Origin of the sequence: Burkholderia sp. LMG 13014 (genome assembly GCF_905232215.1) — a bacterium.
Lineage (GTDB): Bacteria > Pseudomonadota > Gammaproteobacteria > Burkholderiales > Burkholderiaceae > Burkholderia.
Genome location: NZ_CAJNKE010000010.1, coordinates 16,990 through 34,216 on the forward strand (window position 1 = coordinate 16,990; position 17,227 = coordinate 34,216).

General features: G+C 67.6%; 15 protein-coding genes. 4 read left to right on the forward strand and 11 right to left on the reverse strand.

Annotation, left to right across the window (positions count from 1 at the left end; genetic code table 11):
* The first annotated feature begins 24 nt into the window (after window positions 1-24).
* Window positions 25-1,638: a GMC family oxidoreductase gene (locus JYJ84_RS02890; protein ID WP_175223560.1), complete on the forward strand. Its 1,614-nt coding sequence runs from the start codon at window positions 25-27 to the stop codon at window positions 1,636-1,638.
* Window positions 1,639-1,705: 67 nt separating this feature from the next.
* Here JYJ84_RS02890 and JYJ84_RS02895 read toward each other — a convergent pair whose 3' ends face one another.
* Window positions 1,706-2,593 carry a transporter gene (locus JYJ84_RS02895; protein ID WP_175223559.1) on the reverse strand — a complete coding sequence of 296 codons (888 nt, stop codon included), beginning with the start codon at window positions 2,591-2,593 and terminating at the stop codon, window positions 1,706-1,708.
* A gap of 419 nt (window positions 2,594-3,012) precedes the next feature.
* On the opposite strand from JYJ84_RS02895, the gene JYJ84_RS02900 reads away from it, so the two are divergent.
* Complete coding sequence (locus JYJ84_RS02900; protein WP_175223558.1) at window positions 3,013-3,987, forward strand: helix-turn-helix domain-containing protein; 975 nt, start codon at window positions 3,013-3,015, stop codon at window positions 3,985-3,987.
* 149 nt (window positions 3,988-4,136) lie between these two features.
* Here JYJ84_RS02900 and JYJ84_RS02905 read toward each other — a convergent pair whose 3' ends face one another.
* The 5 genes from JYJ84_RS02905 to JYJ84_RS02925 form a co-directional block, all read right to left on the reverse strand.
* Window positions 4,137-5,228, reverse strand: a complete 1,092-nt coding sequence (locus JYJ84_RS02905) for a porin (RefSeq protein WP_175223557.1) — start codon at window positions 5,226-5,228, stop codon at window positions 4,137-4,139.
* A gap of 174 nt (window positions 5,229-5,402) precedes the next feature.
* Window positions 5,403-6,125: an SDR family NAD(P)-dependent oxidoreductase gene (locus JYJ84_RS02910; RefSeq protein WP_122948394.1), complete on the reverse strand. Its 723-nt coding sequence runs from the start codon at window positions 6,123-6,125 to the stop codon at window positions 5,403-5,405.
* Entirely contained in the window at window positions 6,103-7,224 is a 1,122-nt protein-coding gene (locus JYJ84_RS02915; RefSeq protein WP_122948395.1) for a 2,3-butanediol dehydrogenase, read from the reverse strand. Before JYJ84_RS02915 ends, JYJ84_RS02910 begins: the two co-directional genes overlap by 23 nt.
* 1 nt (window position 7,225) lies before the next feature.
* Window positions 7,226-8,530, reverse strand: a complete 1,305-nt coding sequence (locus JYJ84_RS02920; RefSeq protein WP_122948396.1) for an MFS transporter — start codon at window positions 8,528-8,530, stop codon at window positions 7,226-7,228.
* Between the two features lie 18 nt (window positions 8,531-8,548).
* A complete protein-coding gene (locus tag JYJ84_RS02925) occupies window positions 8,549-9,082 on the reverse strand; it encodes a 2,4'-dihydroxyacetophenone dioxygenase family protein (protein ID WP_122948397.1) in 534 nt (177 codons plus the stop codon).
* Between the two features lie 177 nt (window positions 9,083-9,259).
* On the opposite strand from JYJ84_RS02925, the gene JYJ84_RS02930 reads away from it, so the two are divergent.
* Window positions 9,260-10,240: a helix-turn-helix domain-containing protein gene (locus JYJ84_RS02930; RefSeq protein ID WP_122948398.1), complete on the forward strand. Its 981-nt coding sequence runs from the start codon at window positions 9,260-9,262 to the stop codon at window positions 10,238-10,240.
* Between the two features lie 92 nt (window positions 10,241-10,332).
* On the opposite strand, the gene JYJ84_RS02935 is transcribed toward JYJ84_RS02930, so the two are convergent.
* The 5 genes from JYJ84_RS02935 to JYJ84_RS02955 all read right to left on the reverse strand — a co-directional run bounded on the left by JYJ84_RS02935 (window position 10,333) and on the right by JYJ84_RS02955 (window position 16,221).
* The gene (locus JYJ84_RS02935) at window positions 10,333-11,898 is read right to left on the reverse strand and encodes a GMC family oxidoreductase (RefSeq protein ID WP_122948399.1); all 1,566 of its coding nucleotides are present in this window, start codon (window positions 11,896-11,898) and stop codon (window positions 10,333-10,335) included.
* Window positions 11,899-12,050: 152 nt separating this feature from the next.
* A complete protein-coding gene (locus tag JYJ84_RS02940) occupies window positions 12,051-13,025 on the reverse strand; it encodes a helix-turn-helix domain-containing protein (protein WP_122948400.1) in 975 nt (324 codons plus the stop codon).
* 235 nt (window positions 13,026-13,260) lie between these two features.
* Window positions 13,261-14,049, reverse strand: a complete 789-nt coding sequence (locus tag JYJ84_RS02945; protein WP_236027565.1) for a hypothetical protein — start codon at window positions 14,047-14,049, stop codon at window positions 13,261-13,263.
* Window positions 14,050-14,268: 219 nt separating this feature from the next.
* Window positions 14,269-15,216: an aldo/keto reductase gene (locus JYJ84_RS02950; protein WP_175223556.1), complete on the reverse strand. Its 948-nt coding sequence runs from the start codon at window positions 15,214-15,216 to the stop codon at window positions 14,269-14,271.
* Between the two features lie 384 nt (window positions 15,217-15,600).
* Complete coding sequence (locus tag JYJ84_RS02955) at window positions 15,601-16,221, reverse strand: LysE/ArgO family amino acid transporter (protein WP_175223555.1); 621 nt, start codon at window positions 16,219-16,221, stop codon at window positions 15,601-15,603.
* Between the two features lie 110 nt (window positions 16,222-16,331).
* Between JYJ84_RS02955 and JYJ84_RS02960 the strand changes: the two genes are divergently transcribed.
* Window positions 16,332-17,225, forward strand: coding sequence for a LysR family transcriptional regulator ArgP (locus tag JYJ84_RS02960; RefSeq protein ID WP_122948404.1), 894 nt, complete (start codon window positions 16,332-16,334; stop codon window positions 17,223-17,225).
* Window positions 17,226-17,227 lie beyond the last annotated feature (2 nt).

The window sequence follows — 17,227 nt, forward strand, 5'->3', positions numbered from 1 at the left end:
CCGCCTATCCCACTCGACAGACACATGACTACTCAAGACCTGACCTTCGATTACGTCGTCATCGGCGCGGGTTCCGCCGGTTGCGTCGTGGCCGCGCGGCTGATCCAGCAGAATGCCGGTTCGGTGTTGCTGCTGGAGGCCGGCACGCGCGACGACAATCCGTTTCACCGGATTCCGGGCGGCGTGATGCAGGTGTTCCAGAAGAAATCGTGGCCCTACATGACCGAGCCGCAGCCGAACGCGAACGGCCGCAGCATGATCATCGCGCAGGGCAAGGTGCTGGGCGGCGGCAGTTCCGTCAACGGCATGATCTATATCCGCGGGCAGCGCGAGGACTACGACGACTGGGCAACGCAGTGGGGATGCACGGACTGGCGCTACGACGACGTGCTGCCGTATTTCAGGAAGGCGGAAGCGAACGAAAGCCTGGGGCCCGCGTATCACGGCCAGACCGGCCCGCTGCCCGTCAGCGAGAACCGCTATCGCCATCCGTTGACGGCCGCGTTCATCCGGGCCGGGCAGGAAATGGGGTTGCCCTACGTCAACGATTTCAACGGCGAAGTGCAGCAGGGCATCGGCTATTACCAGACGACGACGCGCAACGGCGAACGCGCGAGCACCGCGCAGACCTATCTGGCATCGGTGCGCAACGATGCGAAGCTGAAGGTCGTGACCGGCGCGCTCGTGCACCGGATCCGGACCGATGCGGGGCGTGCGGTCGCGGTCGAATTCAGCGAGGGCGGCAATGCGCCCGCGTCGGTGCGTGTGCGCAACGAGGTCGTCGTGAGCGCGGGAGCGATCGGGAGTCCGAAGGTGCTGATGCTGTCCGGCATCGGGCCGGCGGAGCATCTCGCCGCGCTCGGGATCGATACGGTTGCCGCGTTGCCGGCCGGGCAGAATTTCCACGACCATCTGCACATGTCGGTACAGGCGTCGATTCGCACGCCGACGAGCCTCTACGGCGAGAACACGGGGCTTCGCGCGATGCGCCATTTCCTGCAATGGAAGTGCTTCAGGAGCGGCCTGCTGACCAGCAACATCCTCGAAGGCGGTGCCTTCATCGACACGCAGGGCACCGGGCGGCCCGATGTCCAGTTCCATTTCCTGCCGCTGCTCGACAATTTCGACAATACGCCGGGCGAGAAGCCGCCGGCGAGCGAGCACGGCATGTCGGTCAAGGTCGGCCATCTGCAACCGAAATCGCGCGGGCAGGTGCGGTTGCGCAGCAAGGATCCGGCGGACCTTCCGACGATCGATGCGAACTTCCTGAGCGACCCGGCCGACCTCGACGGCCAGATCCGGGCCGTTCAGGCCGGGCTCAGGATCCTGCAGGCGAAGGCGCTCCAGGCGCACGTGAAGGAAATCGTTGCGCCGGCCCGGATCGATCCGGACGATCTGCCGGCGCTCGAGCGATTCGTGCGGCAGGACATCAAGACCGTCTATCACCCGGCCGGCACCTGCAGGATGGGCACGGATCCGCGCACGTCGGTCGTCGACCAGAAGACGCTGCGCGTACACGGCTTCTCGAATCTGCGCGTGATCGATTGCTCGGTCTGCCCGCAGGTGCCGAGCGGCAATACCAATGCGCCGGCGATCATGATCGGCGAACGCGGCGCCGATCTGCTGCTCGGACGATGAAACGGGCGGCGCAGGGATGACCTGCGCCGCCTTCGCGTCGGGCGATGCCGACGCGAATCCGTTCGAATCAGAGCGGAAACACGGCCTTGAGCCAGAACGCCGCGCCTTCCGGGCGATTTCTCACATCGGTTTCCATCTGGTATTTGGCGGTCACGAACCAGCCCTTCCCGCTGTCGTACTTGATCGACGGGCCGATCGCGAACGAACGGCCGCGATTGCCGGCGATGGTGTGCCCAGCCTGCGAATCGTCCGTCATCTGCCGGTAGACATAGCCGCCCGCGCCGACCGTCAGCCCGTTGCCGAAACCCCAGCCCGCCGAATAGTCGACGATGAATTCCTGGCCGGACTGGTAGTCCGTCGCATGGTTGCGCTGGTTGAAGGTCCACATGAGCTTCGCGTCGAACACCGGCCCGGTACGGCCGCCGTACGAGATGCCGGCGATCGGCTGGATCGCCCAGTAGTTCCGGCCGATGTTGGCCAGGTCGCTTTTGTCGTAGCGGCCCGTCGGCGCGAAGAAATCGACGGCGAGCAGCGTGTGCAGCGTCGGCGTGACGTGCCAGCCGAGCGCCGGCCCGAACGTCATGTCGCCGACGCCGGTCCGCCGTTGCGATTGCCCGCCCGCGTGCACGTCGAGCGTGACGAGCGGAAGCAGCGCATGCATGGCCAGCGACGCGCCGGCAAACGTGTAAGGCGTCACCCACACGATCCGCGGCGTCACCGAATAAGCGGTGATGCTGAAGTCCGGCGGCGCGACGTTGCGGCCGTCGTTGTCGCGCAGTTCGCCGGCGTGATAGCGCTCCGCGTAGATCAGCGCATAGAGCCCCGGCGGCGGCAGTGCGCAGCACAGGTAGCCCTCCGCCCCGGTCGGGTAGACGGAGCCGCCGCCTTCGGTTGCGTGAGCGCCGTGCGCGACCGCGAGCGCGGACAGCATCACGGAAAGGGATCGTCGTTTCATCGTTTGTCTCCTCCTGCGGCGCGTGAGCGGCCGCCGTTTGTCTTTGGGCGGGGGGCGTGGCGGCATGGGCCGGTTGCGTGAAGCCCGGCCGAAAGCCGGTTTCCGCCCGTCAGCAGGGTGCCGCGCCAGTTTCCCGCTCGCATGTGTTTGCGTGCAGAGCCATCAGGAGTGCGGTGCATCTAGGTGAAATCTTTACTGCGTCAGGTAACGTTCCGGCTGCGCATGGGAGTTATGCGAATGTTTTTTTGCGTCGACGCGCCGTACGCTACGATCCGATCCCCTCTCATCGACGCTTGCCGAGCGTGTCGCCGCACACGAGCGGAAGTCGGGCGAGTCGATCGTCGTGCCCGCTGCATGCGCATGCAGGCGGCCAGGCAATGGACGTATTTGAAAGCCGGATATTTCTGGAGGCGAACGTCATGATCGATTCGGGATCGCATCCGCCGCTGCGGGAGGGCGCGCTATCGTGCTGGTCGGAGCAGATCCGGCATCGGTTCTTTCCGCTGGAGCTCAACGCCGGCGCGTCCGGCGAATTCGACGCAAACGTCGACGTGTTCGATCATGCGCGCTGCCGCGTGGCGCGCATTTCGGCAAGCGCGCATAGCGCCTCCATCGGACGCGACGCCTGCAAGACGCTGAAGCACCGCTACGTCAAGGTGATCTGGCAACTGAGCGGCGTGGCGAGACTCGAGCAGGGCGCGTGCGAAGTGGTCGTGCCGCCCGGGCATTTCATGCTGTACGAGGCGAGCAGCCCGTACTGGATTCAAAGCGACGCACACGGCGAATTCGTCACGATGCTGTGCGAAGTGGCCGATCATGACGCGCTGCTGACGTTGGCCCGGCACGCGATCGGCCGCGCGATGCCGACGACGGGCGGCGCGGCCGTGGCGCTCGCCAGCCTGCAGGCGATGATTGGCGAAGGTCGGCGCATGAATCCGCGCAGCCGCTTCGGCGTGCTGGAACTGGTGGCGACGTTGCTCGCCGAGGCGATCGATTTCACGGACGGCACGGCGCCCGCTTCGCGGCGCAAGATCCGCGAGACGTTGCTGCGCGACGCGCAGCAATACATTCATCGGCATCTGGATGACGGCGAACTGTCGCCCGATCGCATTGCGGCCGCATTGAAGGTATGCCGCCGCACGCTTTACCAGGCGTTCGAATCGATCGGCGAGCGGCCGCAGGCAATGATCCAGCGCCTGCGGCTCGAGAAGTGCCACGAAGTGCTGTCGCAGACCGGCGCCGACGGGGCGAGCATTACGCGTCTCGCGCTGCAGTCGGGGTTCTCCGATCCGGCATATTTCGCGCGCCTGTTTCGCAGGCGCTTCGGGGTCACGCCGTCGCAATGTCGGGATGCGGCGATGCAGGATGGCGGCGCCGAGGAATCGTTGGGGTAGCAGCGGTTACGTTCCTCCATGCTTCGCGATTGGGATCGGTGGGTGGCCGGCCGCGTGTAACGACAAGGGCGGCAGGGGGCTGGCACCGCCCCCGCGTTGTCAGGCGAGCCGGCCGCAGGATCGCCGACAGGACTCGCCGGAGCGACGGCCTAGAACCGCGTGCTGAACCCGATCCGCGCGATCGACTGCAGCGCGCCGCTCGACGCGCCGTTCGCATCCATCACGCCGTTGATCTGCGCGTTGCTGCCGTGGTTCGCGCGCTGATGCACGCCCGCCACGTACGCCATCGTGCGCTTCGACAGCCAGTACTGGACGGCGGCCAGGAACTGGTGCGCGTGCGCGTTGTCGAGCGTGTCGTTGCCCTTCATGTACGTGTAGCTCGCGCCGATCACCCATGCCGGCGACGGTCGCCATGCGGCGCCGGCTTCCGCCGACCACGCGCCCGCGCCGTTCTGCGCGTTGCGCACGGTCGTGAAGAGCGCTTTCCCCGTGACCGTGCCGAGCGTGTAGTGCACGCCCGCGCCCCAGTTGCGCACGCTGGTCGGCGGCAGCCCGTCCGTCGCGCCGTACTTCTGGTTCGTATAGGCCGCGCCGGCGCCGAACGGGCCGTTGTCGTAGCTCGCGCCGACGCTGACCGTGTTGTTCGCGCCGACCGACCCCGCGACGTTCCCGAAACCGTACAGCGCGCCGAAGGTCAGGCCCGACAGCGACGGGCTCGTGTACTTGACCGAATTGGCCACGCGATTGCTGCCCGCGACGCGATCCCAGTCGAATGCGCCGGTCGGGTTGTTCGGCAACGCGAGCTTGTCGAACGGGCCGTTGCGAAAGCCGTACAGGCCGACGAGATCCTGCGCGATCTCGTTGCCGCTCGCGGCCAGCGCGTCGACCATGAACTCGTACTGGTTGCCGAGCGTCAGCGTGCCGTACCGGTCGTTCTGCAGCCCGACATAGGCCTGGCGCGCGAACAGCCCGCCGCCGATGATCGAGCCGTTGCCGAGCGAATATTGGTTGACGAGCCGGAAGATCGCGCGCGTGCCCGCGCCGAGATCCTCCTTGCCTTCGAAACCGAGCAGGTTCGGGAAGAAGATGTTGTCGTCGAACTTCGCGGCGCCGTGGCCGCCTTGATTGCTGACATAGCTGATGCCGGCATCCATCAACCCGAACATCGTCACGCTGCTCTGCGCGAACGATGCGGCGGGAAGGGCGCATGCCGCAAGCGCCAGAAGGGTCTTTTTCGTCATCTCCAATGTGCTCCTCACATGTTTCCGATCGGGTCGGATATTTTTGATTGGACTACTGATTGATATGAATAAACCTGAACCGGAGAATCCCGGTTCAGCGGCAACCGAAAGAAACCGGTGCACGGCGGGCATCGTCAGCAATCGCCTGCCCGCCGATGCCCGTTGAACAGCGCGCTAGACCGTCGAATACCCGCCATCGACCGGCACGATCGCCCCGGTCACGAATGACGCACCGGGCGAGCACAGGAACAGGATCACGTCCGCGACTTCGTCGGCCGTGCCCCAGCGCCCGAGCGGCGTGCGCTCGAGGATGCGGCGCGACGCCTGCGTGTCGGCCATCAGGCCGCTGCTGAGCGGTGTGTCGATCCAGCCGGGTGCGACCGCGTTCACGCGAATGCCGCGATCTGCCCACGCCTGCGCAAGCGAGCGCGTGAGCTGCGCGATGCCGCCCTTGCTCGCGCTGTACGCGGGGCGGTCCTTGCTGCCGAAGTACGTGTACATCGACGCGACATTGACGATGCTGCCGCCGTGTGCCGACAGCGCCGGCCGTGCGGCGTCGGATGCCCGCATCACCGACGTCAGGTTCACGTTCAGCACGCGCTCGAACTGGTCCATCCGGTACTCGTCCGCGTGCCGGCTGATGCCGACGCCGTTGACGAGCACGTCGAGCCGCGGCAGCGCCGCGATCGTGCGCGTCAGCGCATCGCTGTCGGTCACGTCGAGTGCCACGCACCGGATGCCCGCATGCACGGGCGCATGCGGGCCGGCCGCATCGAGCCCGAGCGCGACGACCGACGCGCCGGCCTCCGCGAAGCGCAGCGCCGTGCGCGCACCGATGCCCGATGTGCCGCCCGTCACGACGACGGACTGTCCCTCATACGCCCACTGACGACTCATGCTCGACACTCCCGATGGTATGTGCGCGACGGGCCGGCCGTTGCGCGGGTGAAACGAGGATCTTGATCTGCGCGCGGTCGGCGAGCAGCGCGTCGAAGCCGTCGGCGACGGCTTCTTCGAGCGACACGGTGCGCGTGACGATCGACGTGAGGTCGAGTGCGCCCGACGCGACGATACGCAGCAGGTCTTCGTACGCATGCCGGTAGCCGACGCTCGCCGTGAACGTCAGCTCGTCGTTGACCGCGCGGAACGCGTCGAAGCCGGCGTGCGGCATCAGCCCGACCATCACGACGCGGCCGCCCTTGCGCAGCGCCTGCATCGCCGATTCGAACGTGGCCGGCAGCCCGGCCGCTTCGAAACTCGCGTCGACGCCGAGCCCGCCCGTGGCCGCGCGGATCGCGTCCTGCAGCGCGGGGGCACCGAGTGCCCGCGCATCGAACGTATGCGTCGCGCCGAAGCGCGCGGCTGCCGCAAGCCGTTCGGGCGACACGTCGACAGCCACGATCGTCGTCGCCCCCTGCAGCTTCGCGAGCATGATCAGCAGCAGGCCGATCGGGCCGAGCCCGAACACCGCGCAGGTCTCGCCGAGCCGCAGTTCGCCCCGCCGCAACGCGTGCAACGCGACGGCGGCCGGCTCCATCACGGCGGCCTGTTCGAGACTGACGCCGTCAGGCAGGCGATGCAGCATGTAGGCCGGCACGACCGCGAAGTCGGCCATCCCGCCGTCGCCCATCAGCCCGGCGAAGCCCATCGACACGCACAGGTTGTACGACCCCGAACGGCAGTACGCGCACTGATGGCAGCGATACTCGGGCTCGACCGCGACGCGATCGCCCGCGCGCAGTGCCGTCACACCGTCGCCGACTTCGACGACGGTGCCGCAGAACTCGTGGCCGAGCGTCAGCGGCGCGGTGCGGCGCGACAGCGGATGCGGCGTGTCGACCGGTATCGCATGCGGGCCGTCCGCATATTCGTGCAGGTCGCTGCCGCAGATCCCGCAATACGCGATCGCGATGCGCACGTCGCCGGGGCCGACGCGCGGCGTGTCGATTTCCACGAGACGGACGTCACGCGGGCCATGCCATTGAAGTGCCCGCATGTCAGCGCCCTCCGAGGTTCTGTGCATCGAGACGGCTCGCGGCCGTGCCGGCGAGCGCGCGCTTGCGCAGTACGGCGGGCGCGGTTTCGACGAGGCCGAACGACAGCACGCACGCGAGGATCGCGCCGGCAGCCGACGTCCACATCGCGAACTGCAGGCCGTACTTGTCCGCCGCGAAGCCGGCGACGGTCGGTGCAACGAAGCCGCCGATCAGCTCGCCCGCGCCCATGATCAGGCCGAGCGCGCTGGCGATCGCGCGCGGCGGCACCGTTTCGGCGGGAATCGTCGCCATGAACAGCGTGAAGCAGCCGAGGCCCGTGTACGTGGCGAACACGAGTGCGCCGAGCGCCCACAGCGAGCCGGCCTGCATCATCACGATCGGGCACACGGCCGCGATCAGCGCGAACGCGATCATCGTCGGCTTGCGGCCGATCCGGTCGGAGATCGCCGGCACCGCGAAGCCCCAGAACACCCACGCGGCGCCGAGGCAGGTCATCACGACGCCCATGTCGGCCGGCGACAGGTGGCGGCTTTCCACGAGGAACACCGGCGCGAACGAGATGATCACGATGAACCACGTGAGAAAGAAGCAGCTGATCAGCATGCAGAGCAGGATGTTGCGTTCCTTCAGCAGCGCCCAGCGGCTGACTGCCGCGCCGCTCGCGGCGGGCGCGCCGGTGGTATCGGCCTGCGCGTGCCGCACGCCGCCGGGCGGCACTTCGCGCACCCAGCGCCAGATGCAGAGCGCGATCAGGAAGCCCGGAACGCACGATACGTAGAACGCCTCGCGCCAGCCGTACGTGGTCGCGATGCCGATGACCACCGGCGGACCGATCATCGCGCCGAGCAGGCCGGCGGCGGAGCCTTGCAGCAGGCCCATGTTCAGCCCGCGGCGGCTCGGCGTCGAGCTTTCGACCATCAGCGATTGCGACAGCGGCAGCACGGGGCCTTCGGCGATGCCCATCAGCGCGCGGAACGCGATCAGGCTCGCGAAGCCGCCGACGAGCCCCGACAGCGCCGAACACACGGAAAAGCCGAGCACGGCCGCGATCAGCAGCGGCTTGCGCGTGCCGCGCGCGTCGGACCACGCGCCGGTCGCGGCACCGGACAATGCCCACGTGAGCGCGAGCGCGGACGACACCATGCCGAGCTGCGTGTTCGTCAGATGCAGCTCGGCCGACATGAACGGGAACAGGAACGACAGCGCGAGGCGGTCGAAGAACACGAAGCCGAACGTCATGAACAGGATCAGCAGCAGCCTGTTCTCGTACGTCCATGCGGAACGGGAGGAGGAAGGGGATGTCATGGTGAGCCTCGCCGCGCGTCAGCGGAACAGCTTCTCGATCGCTTGCGCGCCGAGGCCGACCTTCTCGTAATGCGCCTTGCACATCGCGATGTACGAGTGCACGTCGAAGTAGCCGTCAGGATTGCCTTCTTCGTCGAGCCAGATCAGCGGCCCCTTGACGATGAAGAACGCGCGCATCGGCTCCGGGTGATCGAAGGCCACGAGCGTGTGGCCCTCGCCCGGCGTCTCGTACACGAAATCGCCGCGCGTCGCGGTCCACTCGTGCTCCAGATAACCCCACTTGCCTGACAGCGTGTAAGCGAATACCTCGTGCGGGTGATAGTGCCGGTTCACGAGCCCGGCTTCCTTTGCCATCAGGATGTCGCACCATTTGTTCTGCGACGGCGAGATCCACAGCGGCCGCGACGAAACCGTTTCGGTGAACGGAACGTAATAGCGCTCGTCGTCGGTGGCCGCGTTCGGGATGTATGCTTCTGGCAGCGCATCGGGCTTGAACGGATTGGCAATCGGCGGGATGGTTTGCCAGAATTCGGCTACGGCTTGGTCGACCACGGTTCGTCTCCTTGTGTATGGGTGTCGTGGGCTCGACTTTAGCCAGCCGGTGCGCGCCGCTCTTGACTGGGCTGGACGAATTGCTTGATCGCGCCGGACATGGCGCCGCGCCAATATTCAGACGAATCATTCCCCCAACCGTGCCGCTCCGCACGACAGGCGCCAGCAGGAGGCGACGTGACGAATTCGACGGTTTTTTCCCGCACGCGAGGCTCGACGGCCGGCGTGCCGGCGTGCGACCGGATGGCGTACTGGGATGCCTTCAACGCGGCCACGCTGGTCGGCCTGCGCTGCTCGTCGCTGTCGCCGGGCGGGCTCGAGGTCGAGAAGACCGACCTCGCGCTGACCGACCTGCGCGTCGCCGATATCAGCGGCCAGGATCATGTGATCGAGCGCAGCCCGGTGCATGTGCGCCAGTTGCCGAAGGAGTCGCTGTTCGCATGCCAGCTCCTGAGCGGGCGCGCGTATTTCATCCAGCGCGACCGGTGCCTGCTCGCGGAAGCCGGCGATGTCGTCGTCTACGACACGCGCGTGCCTTATCTGTTCGGATTCCTGACGCCGATGCGGCAGCTTCTGATCGACATCCCGATCACGACGTTCGACCACCGGCTCGATGCGGAACTGGCGGCGCTGCCGCTGCGGATCGCACCGAAACCGGGCGCGGGCGCGATGCTCGGCGCGACGTTGCGCGCGAGCGTCGAGCGGTTCATGAAGGACCCGGTCGAGGGCGACGCCGCGCGGTTCGCCGAACACACACGCGCGCTGATCGCGGAACTCATCGATGCGGAAGTGAACGGCGCGGGCGCGTCACGCGCGTCGCTGTCGTATCTGCTGACCGCGAAGCAGTACATCGCGACGCACCTGGGTGACCCGGAACTCGGGCCGCAGGCCGTCGCCGACGCGGTCGGGCTGTCGCTGCGGCATCTGAGCCGGCTCTTCGCGGCCGAAGGCGAGTCGATCACGCAGCACATCTGGTCGGAGCGGCTGTCGCATGCGCATCGCGAGCTGACCGATGTGCGGCTGCGCAAGACGAGCGTCGGCGAAATCGCGTTTCGCTGGGGCTTCTCGAGCCAGGCGCACTTCAGCCGTGCGATTCGCGAGCGCTATGGTGCGTCGCCGATGGCGCTGCGCGAGGCGGCACGCGCGGCCGGGTCTTGATTCCGGCGATTGATGCAGATGGAGCGGCGGCGCGTGTCTCACGCGCCGTTTTTTTATTGTCGTGAACGAAAGCGCCAGCGCGCCGCGTTGCGTTACTCCGCCAGCATGAACTCGGCACAGCGCTCCGCGATCATGATCGTCGGCGCGTTCGTGTTGCCGGACACGATGCGTGGCATCACCGACGCATCGCAGATCCGCAATCCGTCGACGCCTTGCACCGACAGGCGCGGCGTGGCGACCGCATGCTCGTCGTTGCCCATGCGACAGGTGCCGGCCGGGTGATAGACGGTTTTCGCGCGGTGCCGCACGTAGTCGGCGAGTGCCGCGTCGGTCAGCGTCTCGGCTTCGCGCACGATGCGGGCAAGTGACGGTGCACGGATGATCTGCCGCGCGAGCGCGACGCCGCGCACGAGGCCGTCGACATCGGCCGGGTCGGACAGCGCGCCGCTGTCGAACAGGATCGGCGCGACCGGATCGTTGCCGCGCAGTTGCACCGAGCCGCGCGAGCGCGGCCTGAGCAGGCACGGGTTGATCGACAGGCCGTGGCCGGGCAGCGGCTCGCGATCGACGTCGCCGACGAGCGTCGGCAGCACGTGGAACTGGATGTCCGGGCGGCCGCTGCCGGTCGTGTCGACGAATGCGCCGGATTCGACGACGTTCGACGTCAGCAGGCCCGTGCGGCACAGCATCCACTGCAGCCCGTGCCGCAGCGCTTTCAGCCCGCGATCCTCGCCCAGCAGGCTGACGGGCGCGTGGCTGCGGCCGTAGATCGAGACTTCGAGATGATCCTGGTAGTTCGCGCCGACGTCGCGGCTGTCGTGCAGCACGTCGATGCCGTGCGCGTGCAGGTGCGCGCCGGGCCCGATACCCGACAGCATCAGCAGCTTCGGCGTGCTCAGCGCACCGGCTGCGAGCACGATGTCGGCGCGCGCGGTGGCCGAACCCGTCGCACCGTTTTCCGTCCGCCATTCGACGCCGGTCGCGCGCCGGCCGTCGAACCGGATGCGCGTGACGCGGCAGCCGGTCAGCACGCGCAGGTTCGGGTGGCCGAGCGCGTCGGCGAGATAGGTGGCCGCGGTACTGCCGCGCTGCCCATCGAAGATCGTCGTGTGGTAGAAGCCGACGCCATGCTGCGCGGCGCCGTTGAAGTCGTCGTTGTACGCGATGCCGGCTTCCTGCGCGGCTTTCACGAACGCGAGGCTCAACGGATGCCGGAAGCGTGTGTCGCCGACCTTCAGCGGCCCGTCGGTGCCGTGAAACGGCTCGGAGAGCCGCAGGTGGGATTCGGCGCGCTTGAACACGGGCAGCACGTCGTCCCAGCCCCAGCCCGTGCAGCCGAGCGCGGCCCAGTCGTCGTAGTCGTCGCGCGTGCCGCGTACGTACAACATCGCGTTGACCGAACTGCCACCGCCCAGCGTGCGGCCCTGCGGCACGTAGGTCTTGCGTCCCGCCGCACCGGGCTGCGGCTCGCTCTCGAACGTGACCGTGCGCCGCGTGCCGAGCACGCGGATGAACGTCGCCGGAATCCGGATGAACAGGCTGTCGTCCTTCGGGCCGTCCTCGAGCAGCAGCACGCGCCTGCCGGCCTTCACCAGCCGATGCGCGACCGTGCAGCCGGCCGAACCGCCGCCGACGACGATATGGTCGTACGTCTCCATCCCGCTTCTTCTCCTTGCTGTCGGGCGGCGAAACGAGTGCCGCCGCGCAGGAAGCCAGCTTAGCGACCGCTATGCGGCCCCATTTGACCGGGACGGACGCCGTGCTTGCCTCGCAGGGACACGGTGGCGGGTGGTGGGTGGCAGGTGGCGGATTAGCGCGCGTCGGCCGGCACCGGCGCGCGGGTATCGCTCGGCGTCTCGCCGAAGCGCGCGCGATAGCTGCGGCTGAAGTGCGCGCTGTTGTTGAAGCCCCAGCGGAACGCGATCTCGCTGACCGTCAGGTGCTTCAGCGACCGGTCGCGCAGGTCGGCGCGGCAGCGTTCGAGCCGCCGCGCAAGGATGTAGCGCGTGAGCGGCATCCCTTCGATCTCGAAGACGCGCGCGAGCTGGCGCGGCGACAGGTTGATCGCGCGGCTCACCGACTGGCTGTCGAGGTCGTCGTCGGCGAGATGGCTGTCGATGAACGCCTTGGCGCGCGACAGCGTGTGGACGGTCGACTTGGTCGGCGACGCGTCGCCGTCGCGCAGCCGCAGCATCGACTGCACGAGATCGAGGATCGCGGCGGCGCGTCGTTCGCGCGCATCGGGCGTCGGCTCCTGCGGCGCGGCGAGCAGCGCATAGACCTGCCGCACGGCCCACGATGCGACGCCGTCGTCGCGGTCGATCTTGACGAGGCTGCGGTAGCGCCACGGGCCGACGCGCGCCTCGAATACGTCGCGCGGCACGTCGAGCACGGTCATTGCCATGTCGGCGGGAAAGCCGTGGCCGTACGGCATCGACGTGTCGTAGAGGACGAGATCGCCGGGCCCGTGCTGCATGCAGTCGACGTCCTGGAACGTATAGCCTTGCCCTGCGTGCATCAGGCAGATGAACACGGCGTCGCGCTGGTCCGCATGGATGTTGTGCGACGTGCGCACGACCGCATGCCGGTTCGCGACGATGTCGCAGGCGGCGAACAGCCCGAGGTCGCGCTTGCGCAGCGTCGCGTCGATGCCTTCGGACGACTTGCCGCTGCATTCGATCCGCACGAGCGTGCGCGCGACATGGTCGACCCAGAAGTCGACGCGCTCGTGGCCGCGCACGGTGCGCGTCGAGATCGTGGCGATCTCCGTGCTGGTGTCCGGCATGACGTTCTCCCAATGACCGCCCGAGCGGCGCAGTCTCGGGCAGGTCGAATGGCGCGGTCAATCCGTGAAAGACCCGGGGCAGGCGTGTGACGCGCTTGCGGCGGGGCGTTGCGGCTGCGCGCACGATCGATGTCCGGCTGAGTCAACACAAGTGGCCGTGCCGGTCAAAACACGACGACGGTTTTCGTCTAGGTGGCGTGCATGTCGGTACGCACTGCAGACAGGTGTCGCCGGCTTATTTCGACGAAGACGACGTCAGCCCGAGCGAAACGTCCTGCTCGTAACCCATCCGGTTGTCGCGGAATTCGACGGTCACATGGCCGGGCCGTTGCGCGTCGGTGACGTTCGCGTAGATCGACGTCATCACCATCCCCGCGTCGCATGCGAGCGGGATCGTGCGCTCGGTGCGGCCCGTCGCGATGTTCACGGCCCGCAGCGACTGCATGGCAATGCCGCACCCGTCGGACAGCGCATAGACGCCGACCAGCATGTGTGTCTTCGTGTGATACCACATCGGAATATCGACGGTGCCGTCGAGCTGGAGGTGATCCTGATCGTGGTCGTTCAGTCGTCCGACTTCGTTCAGCGTGATCGGGAATGTCTTGCGGCCGTCGTCCCATGTACCGGTCGCCGCATGGCCGGCGATGTTCAGCGCAATCGGGCAAGGTTTTGGCCGCGACGGGGAGGCGGCCGGTACGACCGGCGATTCGGCGGTCGACGTGGGCGGCGACGCTTCGCACAGCGTCATGCGGCCGTCGGGCTCGCGGTGGCCCCGTAACGGGATCGGCTTGCGATGCGCGTCGTAGTAGTAGCTGCCGTCGACACGCCAGCGGCCCGCGTCGTTGCGGTTGATGGCGTCGTAGGTCTGCAGCGATACGTGGACGGGTGCATTGCCGATCGTGCCGGTGTAGTTCACGACTTCGTACCAGCCCGCGCGGGACACGGCTGGCACGCACGCGGACAGCACGGCGAGCAGGGCGGCGAACGGGTGGACGTAGCGGGTGCGACGGGCGTTCCTGGGCATGGGCGGTCGGTGTGCGTGGTGTGGGTCCGGGGCGTCACGGATATCGGTCCGGCCATGCCGGGCCGTGCGGCAGGCCGCCCGGGCGCACGCCATTGTATCCATCCGGCAGTCCCGGATTGCCCGCATCCGCCAATGCGGCGACACGGGCGCGCACATGACACCGGCCGGTCGCGGAACCGCACCGACGGCGCGATCCGATCGACCGGCCCGCCACCGACTTCAGCCTGCGCTCGCCTCGTCGATCCGGCGAATGTCGTCCTGATCGAGCGTGACGCGAATCGCTTCGCCGAGCGATTCCAGCTGCGCAAGCGACGTCGCGCTCGCGATCGGCGCGGTGATCGTCGGCCGCGCGATCTGCCACGCGAGCGCAATCGCGGCGGGCTGCGAGCCGTGCTTGTCGGCCGCCGCATCGAGCGCGGCGAGAATGCACAGCCCGCGTTCATTGAGATACCCGGCGACGCGATCGCCGCGCACGCTCTTCTTCAGGTCGGCCTCGCTGCGGTACTTGCCCGACAGGAAGCCGCTCGCGAGCGCGTAGTAGTTGACGACGCCGAGCTTCAGGTCGCGCACGACCGGTTCGAGATCGCGCTCGTAGTCGGCACGGTCGAGCAGGTTGTACTCCGGCTGGATGACCTGGTACGCGGGGAGGCCGTCGCGCTTGCTGATGTCGGCGGCTTCGCGCAGCCGTGCGCCGCTGTAGTTCGATGCGCCGATGATCCGCACCTTGCCCGCGTCGATCAGCGTTTGATAGGCGCCGAGCGTTTCTTCGAGCGGGGCCGAATCGGCGAGATCGCTGTGCGAGAAATACAGGTCGATGTAGTCGGTCTGCAGGCGGCGCAGCGAATCGTCGGCGGCTTTCAGGATGTTGTCCCGGGTCAGCCCCGCGCGCGCGGCCAGCAGGCCGACCTTGGTCGAGATCACGACCTGTTCGCGCTTGCCGGAACGCTTGAGCCACTTGCCGATGATCGTTTCCGATTCGCCGCCGCTGTTGCCGGGGGCCCAGGCCGAATAGACGTCGGCCGTGTCGATGAAGTTGATGCCGGTGTCGGCGAGCGCGTCGAGCAGCGCAAACGACGTGTTCTCGTCGACGGTCCAGCCGAAGACGTTGCCGCCGAACGCGAGCGGCGAAACCTGGATGTTCGACGTGCCGAGGGTGCGTAGTGCCATGTTCTGCTCCGATATCTGCGGGGTGACGGAATTGAACTGCGGGATGGGCCGAAACGATCGCGGCGAGACGACGGGGTACGCGGTGCGGTCACGCCGTTGTCGCGGGACGCCGGACATTCTCGCCGATCGCTTCGATTTGTGCAGGCGGTGCGCCGTCGCGATGACGGACGGTTTGACGCGGATGACGGACACCCCGTCCGCTGCGTGAGCGCTTCGTGTGGCTGCGTTCGATCGGGAACCGATTTTTTGTCGCGGCTGGCGCGACGGGGCGCGGAACCGCGCGTGGGCGGGAGCGGGTGGAAGGGCGGGAAGGGGGCTCCGGTGTAGCGCCGGAGCGGGCGGGACGACGGGCGGCAAGCGGCCGCCCGTGCGACGGTGAGCCGGTCAGCGCAACTGCACGGCCGCGAGAAACAGCACCATGCTGCCGATCGCGCCGTCCAGCACGCGCCACGCAACAGCCTTGCGGAACCACGGTGCCAGCAGTCGCGCACCGTAACCGAGCCCGAGGAACCACACGACGCTGACCGACATCGCGCCGATCGCGAACGCGAGCCGCGTGCCTTCCGGCTCGCGCGCACCGGCCGTGCCGATCAGCAGGAACGTGTCGAGATACACGTGCGGGTTCAGCCACGTGAACGCGAGCGTCATTAGCACGATCGCCAGGCCGCTTTGCGGCGGCGGCGCGACCGCGTCGCCGCGCACGTCGAGCGTTTCGTGGCCCGGCTTGAACGCGCGGCGCAGCGCGTTGATGCCGAACCATGCGAGATACGCGAGGCCGACGTACAGCACGACGTGGACGAAGGTCGGATAGCGTTCGACGAGCACTGATGCGCCGCCGACGCCGGCGCCGATCAGGATCATGTCGGACAGCGCGCACAGCAGCACGATCTTGCCGATATGCGAGTGCATGATGCCCTGCCGCAGCACGAAGGCGTTCTGCGCGCCGATGGTGACGATGAGCGATCCGCAGAGTGCGGCGCCGTGGGAAAAAGCGAGCCAGTTCATGGAGAGTGACAGCAGTAGAAGCAGTGGACGGATGAATCGGGTAGCGCTAGTCTGCGGTCAGCATGAAAATAAGAGAAGCTAATTCACCTAATGCAGATTAAGGAAATCTAATGCTCGACTACGCGTTGCTCGATGCCCTCGCGGCCGTGATCCGGCACGGCTCGTTCGAACGGGCGGCCAAGGAGCTGAATGTCACGGCGTCGGCGGTGTCGCAGCGCGTGAAGCTGCTGGAGGAACGGGTCGGCAGCGTGCTCGTCAAGCGCGGGCAGCCGTGCGTCGCGACGACGTCGGGGGCGCTGCTGTGCCGGCACACCGAGCGCGTGCAACTGCTCGAGGCCGAACTGGGGGGCCGGATGCCGGCGCTGCCGGGTCAGATCGCGAGCGCGTGGCCGACGTTGCGTGTGGCCGTCAACGACGACAGCGTCGCGACGTGGTTCATCGACGCGGTCGGACCGTTCTGCACGGAGCGCGAGACGTTGCTCGACCTCGTGATCGACGACCAGGATTACACGGCTTCGCGCATTCGCGACGGCAGTGTGCAGGGCGCCGTGACCGCGCAGGCCGAGCCGATCCAGGGTTGCCGCTCGGAGCGGCTCGGGCGCATCCGCTATCGCGCGGTGTGCTCGCCGGCGTTTTACGAACGCTACTTCGACGCGGGCATTACGCGCGATGCGCTGCGCCGCGCGCCGTGCGTGATGTTCAATCCGAAGGACGGGCTGCAGGCGCGTTTCATCCGGCGCGTGACGCGTGCGGATCTCGATCCGCCGCAGCACTGGATACCGCACGTCGCGGGCTACCTGCGTGCGTGCGAAACGGGATTGGGATGGGGAATGTGTCCGGACCGGATGGTCGACCGCCAGCTGGCGGCGGGCGAACTGGTCGACATGTCGCGCGGACGAACCGTCGACATCGATCTGTACTGGCAGAGCTGGCGCCTGTCGATCGGCTGGCTCGACGATTTCAGCGCGGCGCTGAAGGCACGTGCCGCGCTGTTTCTCGACTGATT